10 protein-coding genes and 1 pseudogene are annotated in these 17,425 nt (G+C 52.4%); 2 read left to right on the plus strand and 9 right to left on the minus strand.

The features are described 5' to 3' along the window. Positions 1–562 precede the first annotated feature (562 nt). The 9 genes and pseudogenes from GM672_RS19445 to GM672_RS19485 all read right to left on the minus strand — a co-directional run bounded on the left by GM672_RS19445 (position 563) and on the right by GM672_RS19485 (position 12,842). Entirely contained in the window at positions 563–1,228 is a 666-nt protein-coding gene (locus tag GM672_RS19445) for a hypothetical protein (RefSeq protein WP_155472195.1), read from the minus strand. Between the two features lie 17 nt (positions 1,229–1,245). After that, positions 1,246–1,437, minus strand: coding sequence for a hypothetical protein (locus GM672_RS19450; protein WP_155472196.1), 192 nt, complete (start codon positions 1,435–1,437; stop codon positions 1,246–1,248). A gap of 846 nt (positions 1,438–2,283) precedes the next feature. Continuing rightward, positions 2,284–2,925, minus strand: coding sequence for a gamma-mobile-trio protein GmtX (gene gmtX / locus GM672_RS19455; protein ID WP_155472197.1), 642 nt, complete (start codon positions 2,923–2,925; stop codon positions 2,284–2,286). Positions 2,926–2,928: 3 nt separating this feature from the next. Continuing rightward, positions 2,929–3,936, minus strand: a complete 1,008-nt coding sequence (locus tag GM672_RS19460; protein WP_155472198.1) for a hypothetical protein — start codon at positions 3,934–3,936, stop codon at positions 2,929–2,931. After that, entirely contained in the window at positions 3,876–5,987 is a 2,112-nt protein-coding gene (locus GM672_RS19465; RefSeq protein ID WP_155472199.1) for a VPA1269 family protein, read from the minus strand. The genes GM672_RS19460 and GM672_RS19465 overlap by 61 nt, the downstream gene beginning before the upstream one ends. Further along, the gene (gene gmtY / locus GM672_RS19470) at positions 5,984–7,522 is read right to left on the minus strand and encodes a gamma-mobile-trio recombinase GmtY (protein ID WP_155472200.1); all 1,539 of its coding nucleotides are present in this window, start codon (positions 7,520–7,522) and stop codon (positions 5,984–5,986) included. Before gmtY ends, GM672_RS19465 begins: the two co-directional genes overlap by 4 nt. Positions 7,523–7,732: 210 nt before the next feature. Continuing rightward, positions 7,733–10,642, minus strand: a complete 2,910-nt coding sequence (locus tag GM672_RS19475; RefSeq protein ID WP_155472201.1) for a hypothetical protein — start codon at positions 10,640–10,642, stop codon at positions 7,733–7,735. Between the two features lie 258 nt (positions 10,643–10,900). Further along, positions 10,901–11,481 (minus strand): annotated as a pseudogene (locus tag GM672_RS19480) (IS5 family transposase); the annotation flags it as partial. Positions 11,482–11,583: 102 nt separating this feature from the next. Further along, positions 11,584–12,842, minus strand: a protein-coding gene (locus tag GM672_RS19485; protein ID WP_229417828.1) for an IS3 family transposase whose coding sequence is annotated in 2 segments (ribosomal slippage) — positions 11,584–12,503 and positions 12,503–12,842 — 1,260 coding nt in all. Because the reading frame shifts where the segments join, the coding sequence is not laid out codon by codon here. 385 nt (positions 12,843–13,227) lie between these two features. Here GM672_RS19485 and GM672_RS19490 point away from each other — a divergent pair. Together GM672_RS19490 and GM672_RS19495 are read left to right on the plus strand one after the other, a co-directional pair. After that, entirely contained in the window at positions 13,228–15,606 is a 2,379-nt protein-coding gene (locus GM672_RS19490; RefSeq protein ID WP_155472202.1) for a 6-bladed beta-propeller, read from the plus strand. A gap of 8 nt (positions 15,607–15,614) precedes the next feature. Then, on the plus strand, positions 15,615–16,793 hold the full coding sequence (locus GM672_RS19495) for a cytochrome-c peroxidase (RefSeq protein WP_155472203.1): 1,179 nt from the start codon (positions 15,615–15,617) through the stop codon (positions 16,791–16,793). Positions 16,794–17,425 lie beyond the last annotated feature (632 nt).

Below are 17,425 nucleotides of genomic sequence, written 5' to 3' on the forward strand. Positions count from 1 at the left end.
GACCGCCCTGCGCCACCTGCTTGATCGCTGCAATCTTGAATTCCTCTGTGTACCGCTTACCGCTCATATCTTCTCCTTGTGCCCGACATTATGGCTCAGGAGTGTCTACGATAGTCGTGGCGATTCAACACCTTTTCAGCACGATCACACTTCTCTTTCAAGCTTTCACGGGCCGCTCGCTCGCCTTCGCTCTCAGCAGCGAACGTTAAGCTCCGTCGATCACGCTCTCGCGCTAGTTCGAGAGTCATGTCGAGGTCTCGAAGCATCACATTGCGAAACTGCACTACAACTTCTGCAATCGCTCCCATGTTTACCTCCGCAGTGTATGCCGTCGATCAGCGGCTCGGCGGCTGGCCCAAATTCGCTTAGTCAGACATTTTCTAAGGTAACGAAATAGTTGCAGCGGCTTCCTTTTCGTTCAGGCAGCGGCTTCCGGCCGGCCGCAATCGGGCGCACGCGGCGCTTTTCCTTGTTCTTCCGCTGCTTGTGCCTGGGGCGCCAGGAAGGCGTCCATGCGGGCAGGTAGTGTTCATATATTTACGTCAACTACGTCTGCACAAAACTAACCCTCCAACGCATTGATCTTGTCCACTACCTGCTTTGCAGTCTGCCCGTAGAACGATATTGTCTGCATGATGTTCTGTTCGACCAATGCGCGATTCTCGTCGGTCAGACTGGTGAACGTCATGTCTTGCAACTTCCGCGAGCGATCAACAAGGTCATCAAGCCGATGCATGAGCTGCCGAATCTCCAACAAGCGACGCTGAAAGCTGGTGTCGAACGACCAGAGAGCGGCGACTCGTGAGTCCAACAAAGGCACCGGGTACTTTTGCATAACAACCGTTTTGCCATCCTGCTGCGTGCCAAAGGCAGCGAAGTTCGTGAGTTCTTCGTCCGACCATGAAAGTTGAGTAGCTAGGTTTAGGCTCCACTTTTTGAATTGCTCAGACCGGCCGTCCGCATCAACACAGTTCTTCAGCCACTGCATTATCTCGCGGTCGACGGTCCCTTCACGCAGCCTGACCATATAAACCACGAGTGCAAGCACACCACTCAAGTCGTGCATTTCAGCATGGATCGCTTTTCGGCCAAGCTTGTTCTCCCGTTTGCGTCGGATACCGTCCACGATGGCTGGGCCGAGCAAACCGAGCAGCCAACCGATGATTAAGACGATGAGCTTTTCCAAAATGTCCGACATTGAAGCGAGCTTCGCCAAGATTTCCGCCATCGCAGTTTTCCTTGGGCCTAGACGCCCCATTTGTCCTTCAGTTCGATAAACCGTTGCCCGCGTCGCCGCCGCTCCGCGACTGCTTCGTCGCCAGATGTGATAGGCGCGCCGACGTCCTGTCGCGCGGCGAGCGTCGCGTCATAGCTGGCGTTCTTCTGTGCCAGGTCGATGATTTCGGCGATGTCCGCCTTCAGGTAGTCCAGCAGCACGACTTGAGCTCCTAAATCGTTTATACCGTTTCGCAGTCGCTGACGTTTTCCGCTCACTACGACTTGACTGCGCACTGCGCGAGCAGATGCCCAACATCGACGCCAGGATAAGCATCTTGTAATTTTTCTGGCAGGTTCGACGGTTGCGGATAGACCTGCGGTTCATGGACATCGCTGTTGCACTTTCGGCACGTGACTTTCGAAGTACCACGGGCTCCCGAAGCATCCCACCACGATCCAAAACGATCATAGGACGGGTGCTCGTCTGTGATAACTTCGACGTTGCCGCATTCGCAAAAAAGCCCTGCGATGCCTCTGTAGATTACGGTTGTATTTTTACTCATGATTTCCTAAGTAGTCCCCACTACACGACGCAGCTTGTTCAACGCTGCCTCCGCCAATCTTGAATCCGTCTTACCGCTTGCCAGGGCCTTGGCCTCCGCAGGCGTGAACTCAACAAGAATTCTCGTCGGTGCTGCTGGTCGGATCGTTATCTCCCCAGCACTTACAACGACATCGAGCTCTTCGCCCTCTGCAAACCCAGCTCTCGTCAGCATATCGCGGCTGAAAGTGGTGCCTAACGAATTGCCGATTTTCCGTAACTTCATCAACCCTCCAGCGTGATTACATCGTAACTACTTACACGACTCATGTCAAGTGAATGTTATCACGTGTAGCCACTCAAAGCACCTCATAAAACATCTGGCAAAGGACGCGTTGATCCACCTCCAGATACGGGCGGACGTAGTCAAGCTCGGTTCTTGCTAGTGCCGTATATCATAAGCACCACGCGACAAGCCGTGCCGGCTTATGAGTATCACATGTGAACAGAGCCGAGACTGGCGTTCAGTGCCCGAGCACTTTCTGAATTGCTGTAAGGTAGCCGGCTGGGTAGACAACCTGGCCAGCGTCTGTCTTCACCCGGCCATTGGCTTCCGCCACCCATCCCCAGTGCTCCAACGTCGCCGGCGCGATGGCGCGTTCAAGAGCGTTGTGCTCCTGCTTGGAAAGTTCGATAGCGGATGGCACAACAACGTCGGGGGGCACAGCCTCCGGCACACCCAGATGCAGCACAGCGGTCTGACCGGCCAGATGCCGTAGCGCCGTTACCTGGCCACGCGCTGATTCAAGTTCGGCAAGGAGGATTCCAACCCGGGCCCGCAATACTGGGTCGGAAACGCCTTCTAGGATCTCATCCAGGATTGAACCCTTTTGCGCCGCCGCCTTCTTCGCCTTGGCGCCCACGGCCTCGGCGCATAGTTTAATGAGGGCCTTGTAGTCGTCGCCCGTCTTGTTTCTGATCGCAGCTGCGGATGGCCCACCAACCGCTGCAGAGAGGCGGCCAATCGTTGCAATTGAGAAGTCGCTACTGCCGCGATCATGCTGCTCCTCGCAGAGCCGGTAGATCAACCGAAGCGACTGCTGCTTTCGTGGATGAGCACCATTGCAAAGGGCTTCGAGCAAATCATTGGGGACTATCTTTGCCATTTCCTAATTCTCCGTCTCAACGTTTGGTGTCACAGCATCCAGTGGTGGTAGCGGTCTGATCGTGGCGAGCTTTATCGGGGACCCGACCTGCCCAGACAGAAGGCGGTCTACGTCTTCCTCAATGCCGGTCGATTCCAGCATCCGGCGCCCCTCAATCAGGTCGACCGTCTCGGCGCGACCGATGCGCGCCATTAACAGATTTACGAACTCATTGCCGACCGCAAGCGTTTCGTCCTCGGAGAGAGTGGCAAACACTGGTCGGCGACCATTGCGCGACAGCATTACGTCGAGCAGTCGTCCACGTCGCAGTGTCGACACCACAGGGCTGTCGTTGGGGTAAACGGCCGCCACTTGGCACACAGCGTTGTAAAGCTCGAAGTTCGAGCATTCCTCCAACGCCGCATTGAGATCGGCGGCATTGCCGACCAGAACAAGGCTCAACCCGCCGCCATTGACAACCTTGAGAGCAGCTTTGCACCGTTGCACAAGCGCGAAACAGGCGTGCCAGTTGTAGGCGACAGTGTCGACCTCCTCCAGAATCGTGTCACGGCGGCTGTAGGCGTGGCCAAGAAGCCGAAGCTCATCAGGTTCTGCTCGGTCCTCGATACCATTGATTTCAGCCTCGATCTTGCGTAAGCGATCAGATGCTTCCAGCAGCAGGACGCCGGTGCTATTGAACTTCGCCACCAGACCGCCCAGGAATGCCGGCCCGGTGATAAAAAACCGACAGCGCACACAGTTCTTTGGGCCTCCTGGAACAGGGGCGAACGCGCTTTTTACCGTTTCCCCCGTGAGGCTGGGGCCACCAACATTGCACTTGCCCATACCCACTGGGCAGATGCCGATGTCTCCTATGGTCCAGCCGCTCGGCTCGTTTGCATCAAGTGCTGCCAAAGCAGCTGCATCATTTGCGACTACCAGCGGCGATGCATCTCGAATCTCTGCATTTTTCAGGAAGCGCAGGAAATTACCCTGCTCGGCCTGTTCGATGCGCTGTTGTGCCTTCGCCATCTCTTCCGACACGTAAGCCGGCCCCGGCTTCGTGTATAGAGCGTCATCAGGATCGTTGCGTGGCCAGCGATGCACTTCGATAAGATCTGTATCGGTACGCCTCCCTCTATCGCATAGGCGGTAATCAGTGCAACCCGAAGCGAATGAAGGTCGAAGTGTGGAACCGGAAGCCCTGCGCCAACCGAGGAGCGCACAAAGCGCACCGGAGAGCCGTCAGCAAGTGTTTCTTCGCGCACTGCCACTCGACGCTCCAGCTCGGCGAGCAGCATGGCCCAATAATTTTGCATCCGGGAATCCGCAACGGGTTCACATGGATGTGTGCCTTTCGGGTCGCGGAGCAAAAAACAAACCCCGCCGCGTTTGCGCAACATCTCCTTCGAGTTGCTGCGCAAGACCGTTTTATCGTGAATCTCCTCCCACTGCGTTGGTCGCTGGATGGGATTAAATCTCTGCTGCCAGTCCCGGAGATAGAGCGTCCAACGAATGGCCTCCTTGTGTTCCCATGGCACCTCATATCCCAAGTCCTTCGGGCTTCGGAAGATGTCAGCGGTCTTGTTGGTGTTCACGTAAAGACCGGTAAACGTTGTCCCCGACGTGGTGTCCGTCATGTTGCGGAGAACGCCGCGGCGTATGCGAGCCTTGCCCTTTGGCGCGAGCGGCCCGGTATTTGGGCGCCACTCCGTCCCGTCAAACTGTTCGGTGTCGCCTTCGCCAGAGTCAAGCATGCGAACCTGGAATGTCCGTAGCGGTAGATGCAGCTTGAGAAGCATGGCGACGGACCGTACCGGCGACCACGTTCGAACAAATTCGCCGGATGCCACGTCGTGCCTCATGAAATACTCAGATGACACAAGAGATCGCGGCCACGCAAAATCGTCATTTTCGATGATGCGGATCAGCTCATGGATGTAGCGAAGGGGCATCGCCTCCCGGTGAGTTTGAGGCGGCTTTGCGGCCTGTGCTAAACGGCGAACTGGATTGAAGTGGACTGCGCTGACAACTGGTCTGCCGAGATCGTCGTCCCCCGTTAGATAGCGCGCGAGAAACCAATTGATGAACTCGCAAAAATAGTTGGTGTACAGCTGATGGCTGGATTCAGCCCAGTCCTGCGAAGCGGACCATTCTGCCCATGTCGGGGAAAGCATTCCGGATCGACGGCAGTATTCTTCGACCGTACGTGGCAGTTCCTTATGTTCGATCAGGCAAGCAAATAGCCGGTCAGCCATGTATGTCCGCAAGGCCAAGCTACGACCTTCCCTCAGCCATAGGGCAACCTTTTCCTGCCAATCAGCCAGTGATGGATCGCGCACGAGCACCCATCGGTATGTCCGATCGTTGCCGCGAGACTGGCGCCCCACGCCCCAATCCTTTGGGGTATACCGTGCCTTGTCGCCGTATCGGGCGCGTTGCAAGGCAATCAATGGCGTAACCAGAGCAGCCGCTTTTTTCCCATTGAGGACAAAGAATTCCTCAGCGACCCCATCTGGAATGAGGTCTCCGACTTCTTTGATGCCAATGGCGGTGGCTGCTGCACGAAGCGCGAGGCCGGGAATGCGGTTAACGTCGCCAGCTCTAGGCGACGCCTTTCGCAGAGCCATTATCCACTCGTGATTCGTTGGGAACCCGAACTGATCCCACGGAAGCTTGATCTTCGACTTGAACGGCAAGCTCGCGGGGAACGCGATATATTCCTCTTCCCACAGCCGTTGCAGCCACGAGATGACCGCCGTTTTCTGGCCCATCCGCTTGGTTTCAACGGCAAGAAGCTCAGCCACAACACGATCAACCGCGACACACATCCCGGTCGCATCCCCAATATCCGCAAATTCGCGTAGCGCCTCGATGATGTTGCGAGCGATCCCATGCTCTACGCTACCGCCGGCGGTGAGCCAGTCGATCAGTGCGGCTGTTAGCCTCGGTAGCTTGCCAAAATCTGCATCGGAGACAACTAGGAATTTATCGGCGAGCGTATTCACCCGCAGCTTGTGGCCGGTAATGATCGACGTCACCTCACGGAACTGGCCAATCTGACAATGCGCGAAACTGGTCAAATTCCGTCTCCCTGGCCAAACATCGTTTTCACCCGATGATCCTCCAAGCGTTGCGCAGCCTCGTTAAGCGCTTTCGTGATCGCGGCCGGCGTCGGCTCGGTATAGACCTGCTGGGATTCGCGCGCCTTATGGTGCAGACAGCGCTGAATCACGAGCGGGTCTAACTTGGCTTCGGTCAGCAGTTGCCCATATGTGTGCCGGTGACCGTGCGGCGTCGTGCCGAACTCCTTACCCACGGGAAGCCCGATCCGCAGCACAGCCTTGGCATGTGCCTGTCGGAACGACGCAACCGTATACGGATCGCCAGCTACACCGTCTTTTTGCGAGACGAACAGAAATGGGTGATGCGAATGCCGGGATCGTACCTTGGTGATGTAGAGCTTGAAGAGGACCAAAAACACTTCACCCCAATAGGACGGAAACCAATGCACCAGCGCATACTTCAGGCGCTCGTCGGTCAAATGCAGGTCTTTCCAGCCAGCATGGAACCGACCAGGTGCAAGGTTCCGTGGCTCCATCTGCCACTTCACACGCAGGTATTGTTCCCTATCGGCAAGAACCAAATTCTTCGCCAAAGGATCAATGAAATCAGCGGGAGCTATGCCCTGCTCAGGATGGAAGAGCCTGACAAGTGCGCACTTGGGATTGTGCGGGTCGACAGCCACATCGGTCACGTAGAGATGGAAAGGCTCGGATTCACGCAGTCCGCCGCCATGCATCAGCACCGTAATCATTGCATCTCGGATATTCATTCGTTCATACATGCTTGGCAAGGCCCGATTGGCGGCAACAGCGAATCCACTTTCGAGCAAATCCCATATCCGATCACGCGGAAAATACTTGACCGGCGCCAAGTCCGCGCTTATCGCCTTGCGTGCAACCCCTACCGCTCGCATCCGTTCAGCGTTGGCCGTGGCACGCTCGACACCTTGCGTATGCATGAGCAGCGAATGCGGCCGGTACTTCTCGAATCGGCGCCAGTATGCGATCTGCTCGCCCGGCGAAGCGGTACGCCACGGGTTGAGGGCGGTTGCTTGATAGCGATCAACCAACCAATCGGCAAAGACGGTGAGGGAGTTCAAAATCGCGGTTGCCCGGCCCAGATTCTTTGGTGTCCAGAATAGCTCGGACTGATCGCCTCCCTCGGGATCGATCGTTCCGGTCACGAGCGCTTCGGCAAATGCAGCCAAAATCTGCGGCCGGTGCTTCTCGGCACGAAGTGCGTCAGCGTGTGCCCGTAGAAAATCGATAAAGAGCCCGGTTGATCGCGTAACTTCACGCTGCCAGGCGAGCGAACGCCGACGGCCGTGCTCAAGGACGTACTCCACCAATGGCATGAGCGCAGCCGGTTTCCCGGCGTCGTCTAGGACGTACAGAACGAATATTCGTCGGTCTCGATAGCCCGGAGTCGCTACTCGGGTGTGAACCACGGTATGAAAGCGGGCGATCTCGCGTCGTTGCATATAGGCTATTAATCTTTGGCCGACATATGTGCTAGCAGCAGCTACTTCGGCATTCGCTCCAATGGTCAGCATCGTATTAGTTGGCCAACTATGGATGAACAATAATTTGCCACGGTAATCTGGTCCGTATCATCGTCCAAGGCGACTGCACCGCCAGAAACCAGACAATGCAGACGCGAAACTCGCGTGAGGATTACAACGTGGCACCAAAGAATTTAAATGAGCATTATTACGTCCTCAATCAACAATTTCAGACATTGAAGTAACCTGGCGCCTTAATTCTCATACGAAAAGAGGGTCATGGGGCACATCATCTGCCATGTATCCGTAACGCTCTTTCAGTACAACTCTTAGTGCAGCAAAGTCAGGGGTTCTGCTCTTAAAAACCAATCCCCAAGTCGAGCAGAGAGTAGCTAACTGCATGTCAAGCAGCGCATCAATCGGCATGCTCTGTAGATCTAGCATTGTCAGCAGACCGTCCCCAGTAGTTTCTTCTTTGGCAAGCGCCGTAGTGACTGCCTTCTGATCATCCATTAAACCTTGTGGGCTGTTGGTAACCGAGAGCCTCTTATTCATAGCCACATTCGCTATTAACAATAAAATATGCCAATCAAGGTAGCCTTGCCTACGAAGTGAAGCCACGAATTCTTGAAACTCTGGTAGCATGTTCAAATGTGCTACCGATTGTCGGACCGGGATTATTGCGCGCTGGTAACGGTTGCTGATCTGTTCATTGGAGCCGGATTGCGTATAACCTGGGCCCGGGCCAGACCTCCAAGCTAACGCCTGCGCTTGATGCAAACAAACGTCTTGTTGCTGGTGTGCCCAGCGTGGAATCTCAGCCTTCAAATCAGCTTCATTATCGAAGAATTCTTTCAGAAGTTCGTGATAAGGGCGAACCGCAAACGTCTTTGAAATTAGTCCTTTTTTGAAGGATTCTTCGAGTAGTGCATGGCAATCTTCGTCTGAAAGTAGGCTGCAGCTCGTTAAAATTAGTGTAGCAAACGCGATTGACCACGTATTTAGATCCTCACTGGTGCTATTTAATGGGATTTCTAGCTGCCAATTTGAACCCTTATTTCCCGCTACCTCTCCGAGATTGAATTTCACGTATGGCCGGCACTGTGCCTCAATTTTTACGCACGTCGGCAACAAATTCATTTCTCGATCTGATAGATCTACGATAACAATCTGCAAGCTGGATATGAAGCTTTCCACAGCGGCGACGGTGTCAGGCGTGTTATCACAATTCACATGCCACTGTATGCCGAGAGCACGCCAAGAGAAGGTACGTACTTTGCCTACGTCACCGAATGGAATGCCATCCATCGACTCATTGATCCTTTTCCAGAGCATCTCATCCGTAGTAGAGTTCAGCCACTCTTTGCTCTCATCTGTCTCTTCTAGGATCAATTTATCTAATTCGTCAGGAAGGGGCCATTTGTGAAGTACGGTGATGAAATACTCTTCAATCTCCGTGTTTCCTAATTTCTTGTTGCTATTGAAAATAATCATTGAGTGGAAAACCACAGATCGAAAATCTTCGTAGTCTTCATATCTGCCCGGATTTGACCGGTACTGATAGTGGGCTGCTGCAACTAGAGGCAAAAGCCGAATGCAGGAAATCCATTCGCCGCCAACATAGCATACGTTGAAAAGTTGGATCAGGGCTTTTGGGAAATAACGCATCAATTTGTCGTCGTTATCTTTATGCAATAAGTATGATGCTGCAAGAGCATAATACTTCGCCGCCCAAACCAAATGCAACTCACCGTAAAGACGCGAAAGCATGAGCATGGAAAGAATCGCGCCTTGCAATGTTTCCTTTGTAAACCACTTAATCTTGGCATTATGCAGCTCTTGGATTGCGCGAATCGGGCGCGATTGCTCCATAAATGCGATAGCCCGATCCCGACACTTTTCCGCGGCTACAAATCCTGATGAACGAACACTTAGAAGTTCGTCGAGCTTCTCAGTTAAGATTGAGTAGCGAGGGTCATCTCCGATGATAGGAGTTAGTGTCGTGATCAAATCAGAAAGGCGCTCCAAGGGGAACAGAGGTGCGCTCCTAACTTCGATCAGCAAACGGTTCCACCACTTGAAGGCGTCGTCCCAGTTCACTAAAGGTTGGCTGCCTTTTTGGAAGGGTAAACTGGCAACATAGGCGCGATGACCCAGGAGATCGCACTTTGTATTGCTTACGCTAGTGTGCTTAAGAACCTCTTCAATGCGCGAGATTAAAGCAACGGTCCAAACATGAATTTTCGTTGGATCGCACTGAAACTGATTATGCAATATTGCTCCGGAACAATAACCGAGCAAAACTGATGCGTCTTCAAGCTGATCAATTTCAAGAAGAGGAATGTTCTGGAAGTAGGTTTCAATGAACGATGAATAGCTGTTCAGATTATTGATTCCGCGAAGAGCCGCTACGCAAATTTCATACTTACAACGACGTAGAAGTTTAGGCGAACTGCTGATGGGAAACTTGAGTAAGACGTTGATCCAGTCAATGATGTGTATGCGCTTTTCATCATTGAATGTTGCTTTGCGAATTGCGCTTTTGATTTCCGTAAAGTCCGAGAACGTTTGGGGTAGATTTTTCTCGGTCACCCATTTTTTGTAAAACGCAGTATAGCCATCATTGTTATCGGAGAAAATTTTTGGATACATCTCCGATGGAATATTCAAAAAACTTTGCGCTATCCAAAATAGCTCAAAGCGGGTGAGCTGATCCGAAATTGCGGCGCAGTCAAAAACTTCCAAGTGGATGGAAAAAGCGTCTTGTGCCCACTGTTGCAATTTGTGCCGGTTTGCGACAGGGATGTCCTGGTTCGAAAAAAAGTAAACTGAGCCAGGCTTATTTTTGGCACAAATTTTCTTAACATCGTCTTCAATTTTCTGTTTGAACTTCTTCTCTAAGGAACAAGCGATGACGGCGTTTCTCCCATCAGCAAATTGCCATTTAGAACCAACTTGGGGGACAGACTTTATTGTTGCATTGAACGTTTCCGAATCGCGACCTTGGTCACCCCCACTGCTTACTGGACCGGTCGCAGGTAAGAAGTTTGGCGAAATCGCCAAACGTGCAAATTGATAGCATAGATCCTCGAAGTCATGATGCTTGTTTTTTGCATTCAGACTTGACAGCTGGTACCGGATGTAGTCAGAAAGTTGCGTTGTGTCTGGCATATTGATATTCAGTATGGTTGCTCTTAAGTCACTTCGTACTCATAAAAACGTACGCGGCGCGACTATGGACTTGAAACTGCAGAGTAGAATTAATATGACATACGACTTAGTATATGACAAATATGCACTAGCAATTTCATATCTTTTTCTTTAGGAAAACGAGTAGATCTTGTTCCAGACGCGAGGATTTATGACATCTTTGAAACTCGGCGTGTCCAAGTAGCAGCTGGACCGTCTCGATCGGCTGCCCCTGTGCCACAATGCGCTATGCCATCGCTGTGCGATGGCATCATGACATCTCTTCGTATCGTAGTCGCCTTCACCACTGACGCTCTCGATGATGTCGTCATCGGTGATCTGGTCGAGCATACACGGCAGCATTGGCGTGTCACCAGTGGCATTGTCGGTTACCTCGATGGCCCGGATTTCCAATGGTCGCATCAATGCCCTGATGGACCTCGCACAACTGCCGTCGATAGCCGGCGCCTTGCTTCTTGGTCTTCCATTCGCCTTCAACCAGCATCTTTATGCCGGTGCTATCGACAATTAGGTGCAATCCCGTCGTTGTCGGATGCGCGTTGATCGTCACCGCAAGATGCTTCTGGTGCCGACTGACGGTACGGAAGTCGGGCACTTGCCAGCCGAGGTCAGCCAGCTTGAGCAGGCTTGGCACAATGCATTGCTTGGCACAGCGCGATATTGAATAGGCTTTTGATGATTAGGCAGGATTGGATCGCCGCTTCGCTGTACTTGCGCCTGCGGACCCGCTTGCCGGTAGCACTGTCATGCCAGCCTATATCTTCGTCCAGCCAGATGAGCAGCAAGCCACGCGCTTTCACCGCGGGGTTGTATTCTTTCTAGTTGGTCGTCCGGTACCTTGTTTTTGCAGGGGGAGCACTCATGCTGATCTTGCCCCGCTTTTCCCGGACACAGCCTGATGCTTAGTTAGCGTCAGTTTCCAGAGCCTGACGGCGTCGCTCTTTCCTAAACATCCGCGGCGATTTGTAGCCGAGCGCTGAATGCGGATGCACCTCGTTGAAATGCTTGAATGCGTCGGGCAACTGAGTCAGCACGACAGCGCCGCTGCTGCGGTCCATGCCGCCGACGTAATCTCGTTTAAACGTGTTCACGAAGCTCTCTGCCATGCCGTTCGACTGCGGGCTGTTCACTGGCGTATGCACCGGCCTGATGCCCAGTTGATGGGCCAAAGCGTGCGTTTCGATAGCCCGGAAAGCGCCGCCATTGTCGCTCAAGAATTCCACTGTGATCGCCCGCTCGTCGGTGCTGCCGAAACGTGCTTCCACGGCCTCAATCATCATGTCGCGCACCGGCTCACCGGGCAGGCCACGTCCGATCCAGGCACGCCAAGCGATAATCTCGCGGTCGCAGCAGTCCTTCATGAACACGCCAGTCACCACCTCGCCGTTGTCGCAGGCGATCTCGAAGCCATCCGAGCACCAGCGCTGGTTCGATTCTTCGACCATCACTTTGCCGTCGTGAGGGCGGCCGCTGTCACTACGCCTAGGCGATTTCGGCAGCAGCAAACCCTGCTCCTTCATCACGCGGTACATGCGCTTGTGGTTCACTGGACGCAGGCCCATCAGGCTTCGCGTACGGTTCACCAGGGCGCCAGCACGACGGTAGCCATAGGTCGGCAGCGCCGTGATCTCGGCGCGTACCGCGTCGGCAATCATCGCGTCGGCGACCGGGTCGAGCCTGGCCACAGTGCGCTTGTCGACCCAGTCCGCGGGTCGGGCAAGAAGGTCAATCACGTGCGAGCGCGCTACACCAAGGACAACGCAGACAGGCTTTACTGCCCGTCCTTGTCCAATAAGGGTGAGCGCGCAATCCACTTTTTTTCGCGAGCTAGCTCGACCGCTTCGCGCAGGATCTCCGCCTCCATCGTCTTCTTGCCCAGCATGCGCTGCAGTTGCGCGATCTGGGCGCGCGCCGCCGCCAACTCACTCGCCGGCACGACCGATTCACCTGATTGCACCGCCACCAGGGCGCCTTCCCGCTCGAGCTTACGCCAGTTGAACAGCTGGCTGGCACTGATGCCGTGCTTGCGGGCCACCAGCGACACGCTCATGCCTGGCTCGTACGTTTCCTTGACCAGCGCAGCCTTTTCCTGCACTGACCAGCGCCGGCGTCGCTCTTCGGACACCGTGACAACTTCGATGGTTTGGTTGTTTCTAGTCATACTCACAGTCTTATTCCTATCCGTAAGGATACAGCATCGACTGTGTCTGGTACTTCAAGGGGCTATCTCACATGCCATCAGTTTACTCGCGATAGAACTCAGCTGCAGCAGGCCAATTTTGGCAACGAAGCAATTGGCGAACTAAACTTTGTTTTGAGCAATGGCACAGTCGGAGAAGCGATCGCCCATCTCTAAGCCTGACAAGCATCAAATTGTTGTATTAATGCTACCGGCGTGTATGTATGAGTTTTAGATTGATACATTCTGGACCAATTGGCGGAAAATTGCCAAATGATCTGTATCAAACGACATGATGTCCGTTCTCAATTTCGTTTAGATCTCCAACTCGCGACGAACGCAAGATGTGGTTATTGATGACATCTACATGATTCTTGGAAAGGGTAACGCTATGAATGTTAATTCTTCGAAGCCGTTTCTCGAAACAAAAATGTTGCACGGCGCTCTTTCTATATTATGGGCAACTTCGACCGCATGGGCCGGCCCCCCTCCCTACCCCAAAGATTTGGGTATGCCAAATATTCTCACGCCAAAAACGGTCATTGGGGGGGCTTTCGGAACAGCTATAGGTCAATTCAACGAACCCCATGGCATCGATTTCGCGTCAGATGACCGCATTTTGATTGCAGACAAACATAACAATAGGATATGCCTTTTAAGTAGTAGTTTCAAAATGGAAAAGTGCATCAAGCCGAAAAATGGGATAGATCTTCTAGCTCCAACCACAGTTCGCTGGATTGGAAAGGACCGTTTTCTGGTGGCGGATACTGGAAATGGAAGGGTTGTAGAGATGCACCTAGACGGAACGGTTCGTCGTACGTCCAGCACCAACTCGTTAAAGATGAGCGAGCCAACCGGGGTTACCACTCTATTGGATCGTGTTTACGTCGTTGATAAGTCTGGCCAACAGCTTCATATTCTTGATAAAAACCTGTTCTTGATACGAAGTATCGGCGGCCCAGGGGATTCTGATGGATTTTTCGTCGACCCGAGCAGTGTAACTTCAAACAGCCGCAATAGGATTTATGTTGCAGACAGCTATAATAATCGTATTCAAATTTTCGATTACGATGGAAGATACGTCGGCAAATTTGGCGACTGGGGATCATTCACTGGTCTTTTGGCGAACCCCTCATCTGTATATTACGCCAACGAAACAATATTTGTTGCGGACTTAATCAACCATCGCATTCAGGGGTATGATGAACAAGGACGTTACCTCCTGCAGTGGGGTCGGCATCCGCTCATTAATCACGAGGGAAATGGGAGGCTACATTATCCCGAACAAGTCGCAGTGAACGCAGCAGGTAACACTGCAATTGTTTGTGAACCCTTCGAACATCGCTGCCAAGTTTTTGACATCAAGCGAGCCACCGACGTTGTGCGCGTTAATGATCAGGCTTGGTGGGACAAGAACGGCCGGTTTCACTACGGAGCACGCCCTACAAATGGTGGCGGAATGTTAGCAATCTCCGAACCCGATACGCATTCAGTTTTGCTCTTTGATATCAAAGGGAAGGATCCTCGGTTCGTTGCACGGGTGGGTGGGCAGGGGCGAGAACTTGGCAGCTTGGTGAAACCGAGTGGCGTGGCACTGTCACCCGACGGCAAAGCCCTGATGGTGTCTGACTCAGGAAACTTCAGGATCTCGAGCTTTGATTTGAAACCCAGTGTTCTCGAAAATTCCGATCGCAAGGAGGAACAAAAGCTAGTTCGTACCTCATCAACAATATCTCTGGACAGGGAAATTCAAAGGAAAGCTAACATAGCGTTACTGAACGGCAACGATGAATCAAAGATCGTTATCGAGCCATCTGCGCTGCAGTTCACCCGTGAGGGCACCGTTCTGATGTGTGACCCAAACAATGGTAGAGTGCTGGAAATGAATGCAGATCTTACTCCGCTGCGCTATATCATTCCGAGAGCACCCAAAGAGATGCCAGGGTTTAGGCCCAACGACCTTGCCATTTCCCCAGATGGCGAACGCATTTATATCGTTGATTTCTACCATTCCCGAGTCGGAATCTTTGACCGAAAAGGGAAGTTTTTGTCAAAATTTGGCAAGAATGGGACGCTTCCTGGGCATTTTATTCACGCATTTGGGATCACGATTTCAAAAACTGGCGAGATCTATGTTTCAGATGAAGCTCTGAATCGTATAAGTAGATTCGACAGGAACGGAAAGCTACTGTCTACTTGGGGTTCTTGGGGTGCAGCTCCCGGACAGTTTTACAAGCCAAAAGGGCTTACCTACGACCACGCGAATGATCGGATTATTGTAGCTGACTTCGGTAATCATCGGGCGCAGATCTTCGACACGAACGGCGGCTTTATCACTACCTTCGGGATTGGTCAGGGTTACGTTCCTTATTTGATGTCGAAACCGAATTTAACTGCGCTAGCTTTGCACGACGGCGGATCAACTCCTTCAAATGGCGGCAATTTCGTTATAGATTATCGGAGCAGTTCGACATCCTTTACAGCTGGCAAGGATAATGCGTTGAGTTTTCAGGTTCGAAAATATAATGGCGCATCCGTAGATGACTCCATAAAAATACGCGTCAGCGCTATGATGCCATCGCATTATCATGGCTTGAATCAAAATCCTCAATTAAATAAGACAAATGACGGGAACTGGTTAGTGGAAGGAATAAACTTTCATATGCCAGGACATTGGCAAGTATATTTCGATATCGATAATGGAATCGTTGTAGAGCGAGCACAAGTCGACATCGTCGTAAAATAGAGGCGCATATGGCTAGGCGGTTTATTCTGGGACTAATTGCTTGTCTATACGTTGTCGGCAGTGCTCTAGCGGATGAGGATTTCGGCGATGGATGGCTTCGTCTAAACCGCGCAAAAATCTTGGAACTATTTGGAGAAAGGGAGGCAGACAGTAGAACGAAGGATTATGTAGGTTTAAATGGAAATGCCATTCAGTTTGGAAGAGCTTTGTTTTTTGACGCGCGCCTCTCTCGCTCTGGAAATCTCAGTTGCGCGTCGTGCCACAAGCCTGAGCGATTTTGGACTGACGGTCTCCAACGAGCCTTAGGGCCGAGTTCTTTGAACACGCCCACATTGGTTGGGGTGCATCGGCTTAAATGGCTTTTTTGGGATGGCCGTGTTATTGGTTTAGCTCATCAGGCTACTCATCCGATGAACAACCCAGAAGAGTTGGATGGGGATCCGCTCTACCTCATGGGTTTATTTGCCCGGACTGGTGAATACCGATCTCGCTACATTACACAATTCGGCGAACTTCCGATTGAATGCCAAAATAAATTGGGTGAGGAATGTCAAGTCAAATTGGCGGAGTTTCAGCTAAACGTCGCGAAAATTTTGGGTGCCTTCGTTGCGTCAATACCGTCCCCGCAAACACCTTTTGATGAGTTTCAACGTCAGCTGGCACAGGGCGTAAAGCCTTCTAACTTTACCGCACAGAACCTTCGGGGGCTTCAGATTTTTCTCGAGCGGGGTCGATGTGCGACTTGTCATTGGGGACCAGATTTCACGGACGGGCAATTTCATAACGTTTTAGTCCCGGAGCCGGGGACTGCCGGCGTATTCTCCGCTGGTCGTTTAGCGGCAATAAATGAGGCTATAAGAACAGTGAAACAGTACAGACAACCATCAAAGTTCAGCGAATACGCAAAAAGTGAAATTTCGAGACTTAAAGTAGATAGTTCGATGTTCGGGGCATTTAAGACTCCAACTCTTCGTGGATTAACTTGTACGGCACCATATATGCATAATGGGCGCTACTCGACATTAGAAGATGTTGTGGAGCATTATTCTAGCTTCACAGGAATCCTTCGTCCTGAGCACCATAATGATCCGCTTGTCGAGCCCAGGCAGTTTTCCGACATAGATAAGAAAGATTTAGTTTCGTTTCTGAAAACATTATCGGCTTTGGGGCCGGACTGCAACAACTGATAACCAAGTTGTGTACACATTTGCGACGATCCGAGAGTTGTGATCGGACTTTGAAAAGCGCGTAGTTTTGACTTTTACTAGCGCTTCACCCGAGCAGCCGCAGCCATTGCAAGGGTCACTGTGGCGCGCCATTCCCTTCCTATTGACGCCTTTGCAGAGCTTGCCCATCAGAGACGGCATGGCGGGACCCTCCGCCGACATCGGACGGTGAGCTTGTCATCGGCCATTGGACTGGGCGTGCTGTCGATGCTATCGAAATCGATGCCGATACCAAGGCTGGGTTGAACATTTTTGGTCAGTGCAAATGCTAGTTCGTGGCGATGGGCTGCAGGTCCGCGCGGATAAATCCAGGTTCCTTTGCAGCTAATGCCGGTTTGCTGGGCCCGTCAGTTGAGTTATTCATTATTGAGAATAGGCTGGAATGCTGGTCGGGGCCGTTGCATGCAGGTCACTACATCTGCGATGTTCGCCCGCTTCCAGGCCCTTCGATGTAGTTCTTGGAAATCATCGTTACCCAAGCCTTGTTCCTCACGGGCCAGGGGTCAGTACAACACTGTCATCTCAAGGAGTAAGCCTGCTCGTGGCTGGCGCGGGTGCAGCGGGGGCTTGCCACCCAAGCAAAATCTTGAGGG

Source organism: Pseudoduganella buxea, assembly GCF_009720835.1.
GTDB classification, from domain to species: Bacteria; Pseudomonadota; Gammaproteobacteria; order Burkholderiales; family Burkholderiaceae_D; genus Rugamonas; species Rugamonas buxea.

Bases quoted from the DNA above. Each gene is read 5' to 3' on its own strand.
- gmtX (WP_155472197.1), bottom strand. From the start codon at position 2,925: ATGGCAAAGATAGTCCCCAATGATTTGCTCGAAGCCCTTTGCAATGGT.
- GM672_RS19495 (WP_155472203.1), top strand. From the start codon at position 15,615: ATGGCTAGGCGGTTTATTCTGGGACTAATTGCTTGTCTATACGTTGTC.
- GM672_RS19460 (WP_155472198.1), bottom strand. From the start codon at position 3,936: ATGGCGAAGGCACAACAGCGCATCGAACAGGCCGAGCAGGGTAATTTC.
- GM672_RS19475 (WP_155472201.1), bottom strand. From the start codon at position 10,642: ATGCCAGACACAACGCAACTTTCTGACTACATCCGGTACCAGCTGTCA.
- gmtY (WP_155472200.1), bottom strand. From the start codon at position 7,522: ATGCTGACCATTGGAGCGAATGCCGAAGTAGCTGCTGCTAGCACATAT.
- GM672_RS19490 (WP_155472202.1), top strand. From the start codon at position 13,228: ATGATTCTTGGAAAGGGTAACGCTATGAATGTTAATTCTTCGAAGCCG.
- GM672_RS19445 (WP_155472195.1), bottom strand. From the start codon at position 1,228: ATGGCGGAAATCTTGGCGAAGCTCGCTTCAATGTCGGACATTTTGGAA.